The 3,277-nt window shown below is 51.2% G+C and carries 3 protein-coding genes; 1 reads left to right on the top strand and 2 read right to left on the bottom strand.

Going from position 1 to position 3,277, the window contains the following annotated elements:
• Positions 1 to 88: 88 nt before the first annotated feature.
• A complete protein-coding gene (locus tag ACP5KC_RS09605; RefSeq protein WP_428287415.1) occupies positions 89 to 1,813 on the bottom strand; it encodes an AAA family ATPase in 1,725 nt (574 codons plus the stop codon).
• Entirely contained in the window at positions 1,791 to 2,480 is a 690-nt protein-coding gene (locus ACP5KC_RS09600; protein ID WP_428287414.1) for a hypothetical protein, read from the bottom strand. The genes ACP5KC_RS09605 and ACP5KC_RS09600 overlap by 23 nt, the downstream gene beginning before the upstream one ends.
• A gap of 284 nt (positions 2,481 to 2,764) precedes the next feature.
• Here ACP5KC_RS09600 and ACP5KC_RS09595 point away from each other — a divergent pair.
• Positions 2,765 to 3,277, top strand: a 513-nt coding sequence (locus tag ACP5KC_RS09595; protein ID WP_428287413.1) for an HAD family phosphatase, incomplete at its 3' end; no start/stop codon positions are given.

Here is a 3,277-nt window from a genome sequence, read left to right as displayed (position 1 = left end):
GGAGGGGATTAAGGTGACTTTTAGTGCGGGCGGATTGTAGTACCGGGCGGTACGCTGGGCTGGCAAAGGTGTGGCTTACTTCCGAGGGTCAGAGGAGCGGTGCTTGGTATCTCTCGATGATTTTCGATACTATCTCAACTGCCCCCTCCTCGCGATCCCTCCAAGCAGTGGGCACCGTCTGGAAGAGCTTTTCGCTCTTTCTACTCAAGAACCCCTCTTTAGTTAACGATGTTGCGATACCAAGCGCTATCTTTTCCGCAGCACTATCTTCAACCTTCAGAACTTCCTTTACGGCTTCTTTAATATCATGCAACTTTCTCTGCCTAACAGTAGTTGTCCTTAGCTTCGCTTTACTGATTATCTCTAAAGCCTTTTCATGTGGTTCTATCTTCCCATACTCTTCCTCTTTAACTTTACTCCTAGAAAATAAAACCATTATGGCCGATGCAACATCACTAGCAATATCCTTATCCAGCATTTTCGAAAGATTGAACTGCATTGATTCATCGCTAACAAGCACTATTGGTTCGAATAACGCCAGTGGGTACTTTAAGAAAACGATCGGGTGCTCTCTCTCGAGGCTCTCCACCTCTTCCTCCACCTGAGCCACATCTTCAGCCAGGATGACCACGATCAGAGGCTTCTCGCGAGCGTAACGAACAAGCTGCTCGTAGGATTGCCTCATGCTGCTCTTAGAGCTGACGCTCTTAATCTCCATATAGAAGCTCCTGACGGGGATTCCTACGGGTAAGCCCTGGTACAGCCTTAACTCAAGGTCTGGTCGATCAAACACCGAGCTCCTTCCAGACACGATCTGGCCGTTGAGCTGTACGTCCTCTATCACTACTTTAAGCTCCGATTTTGTGAGAATGGTTTCGACCAGGCGTTGGACGAGTCGGCCTCTTTCGATGGGCTCGGGAGGCCTGCGGGAGAGACCCTTCAGCACGCCCTCAAAGAACCTGAAGCAGTTCCATATGAAGAGTCCCATCGGCATCTTCCCTTTGAGCTCAAGCAGGCTGGCGCTCCATCTAACGAACAGCTTGACTATATCCTCGCCACCGTACATTAGGGCTCTCTCGTAGCTCTCATCGTACGCGCATATGGCAGCTAGAACGGAGAGCGCCAGCTCCTCCCACTCCTTCATACTCACTTCCTTCTTAACAGCCTCAGCCTTGTCAAACTCTATCATATGCAAAGACTTTAGCTCTTTGACGCGCCTGAGCCTGGGATCCTTCTCTACGAGGAAGTTGAACCATTTGTAATGAAGGAGCAGGATCACAGCTGCTCCCCTCAGCTTGCCCTCTACTACTTGCGGCCTATCGGAGAGCATCTGCACTAGGTTACCCAGCTCAAAAATGTCCCGCGCGCCGTTCGGGGTTGAAGTAACGTGTGAAATGAAGCTGTCAAGGTTGTCCAGCATGAGAACCACGTTGTAACCGGTGCGGACGAGCTCTTGAGCCCTACTCCTCAGCTGGCGCAGCTCCTCCACAGACTTCAGGTCGTTGTAAATGACCTTCACGTTATCGCTATTCAGGTAATGCGCTATGAAGAACCCCAGTTGTGTTTTTCCCGTGCCCGGTTCCCCCAGGATCGCGTATGCTGTTGAGTAGTTCTCTTCCTCCAACCGTTTCCTAAGATCGTGGAGGAAATCGTCAATGTCCCTGAACCTAATCAACAGATCTTTGAGCTGGTAGTGTGGCGCATCGATGGCCACGCCCTTCGAGAAAGCATCGTAAACCTTCCTTGACAGTTCTCTGTCCCGCTTGAGATAGTCGATCTTTCTGTTGAGTTCATTTAAATAAGGCGTAGACAATGGCATCCCCCGGGATCACGACCCTCTTCTTCTCGAAGCCGTTCACGTCCCTCCACTTCTCGAGGAACTCTTCGGGAACCCCTTCTTTCACATCATCGCAATCCTCGACACCATCCAGCTTAAGCTCGACGTCCCTTAGTCTCACGCCCACCCTTCCCCCCTTGACCAGGCTGAGAACCATAGCGCGCGCGTTCGCGAACCTGCCTTCGATGCGCTTGTACTTGACCCTGCCGAGCGCAAGGACGAGCTCGTACACGCCGTCCTCGGGTCTTTCCAGCAGTACGGGGATGGGGCGCTCCCTTACAACCCCAGTGGCCCTTAGTAGGCCTAGCAGGCTTTTGCAGGTGCTGGCGCTGGCTTTAACGCCGACCTTCGAGAGCGCCCAAGACAGGGTATCGCCATTGACAGGAAGGCCCGCGCTCCTTAACACGCCAAACGCATCGCCCACCCTGAGATCCTCTAGAACCCTCTTTGCCAGCCTAGTCTTAAAGTCCTCGAAGCCCAGCTCCCCTTCTAAGCCTACCAGAAGCACGCTCGCTGCTTTCGCGTAGGCCGCTTGGCTGCTCTCCGAGAGGCCCTTGAGCCCTTCTTCCTTAGCGAGGTAGTAAGCGTAAAGCCTCTTGAGACTGATGTACCTGGATGGGAGAATCAACCTTTTCGATCCCACAAGTATAACTTCGAATAACCCTTGAAAAAGATTACCTCATGCTTTACCTTCGGATCGCAAGGTCTGTACCGAGCGGGAAGTAAGTGAAGCTTTTGCCTTAAGCTTTTGATCACCGGATGAGAAGATCACCTGACAAATTATACAGGGCTTATATACATACCAGTTGTTCGCTATGGGGGTCTTTCTGGTGGAATATGACGGCGTTGCTCGATTTCTAGTTATTAATGTTTCTTATGAAAATTAAATTTATTTATTTAAAGCTTTATACTACTATCCAGTTATATATGATTGTAGCAGTGCTCTGGGACTTTGACGGCGTTGTGGTGCTTACTCCCCACGAGAAGGCGTGGAGGCTTGCATGCGAGAAGTACCGGATAGAGGGGTTCACGAGTGAGTTTTACCACGAATACGTGTCTGGGAGGCCGCGTTACGAGGGGGCGCGTGCAATACTCCAGGCTTTTGGAGTGTTGAGAGGTCTAAGCGAGGAGGAAAGGGAGAGGCTAGTGTTGGAGTTTGGTGACCTGAAGAATAAGCTGTACTGGGAGCTCTTAGAGCGGGGTGAGTACGTGGTGAATGAGGAAGTTGTTGACTTTATCGAGAAGACCCGGAGGATTACGGGACACTCCTTCAGGCATGTCTTGGCCTCGGCGTCCAAAAACGTTTCACGTCTAGCAAGCACTGTCAGGGTGAGGGGGAAAGTGCTGTCCTTGTTCTTCAACTTTGATGTGAGCGGTTCTGGTTCTACTAAGAGCGAAGTGTTTAGGAATGGCTTAAGGGCCGCTGGAGAGTTCGACTGC

This window comes from Infirmifilum sp. (assembly GCF_049970975.1).
Lineage (GTDB): Archaea > Thermoproteota > Thermoprotei > Thermofilales > Thermofilaceae > Thermofilum > Thermofilum uzonense.
This window is presented reverse-complemented; position numbering and strand designations above follow the sequence as displayed.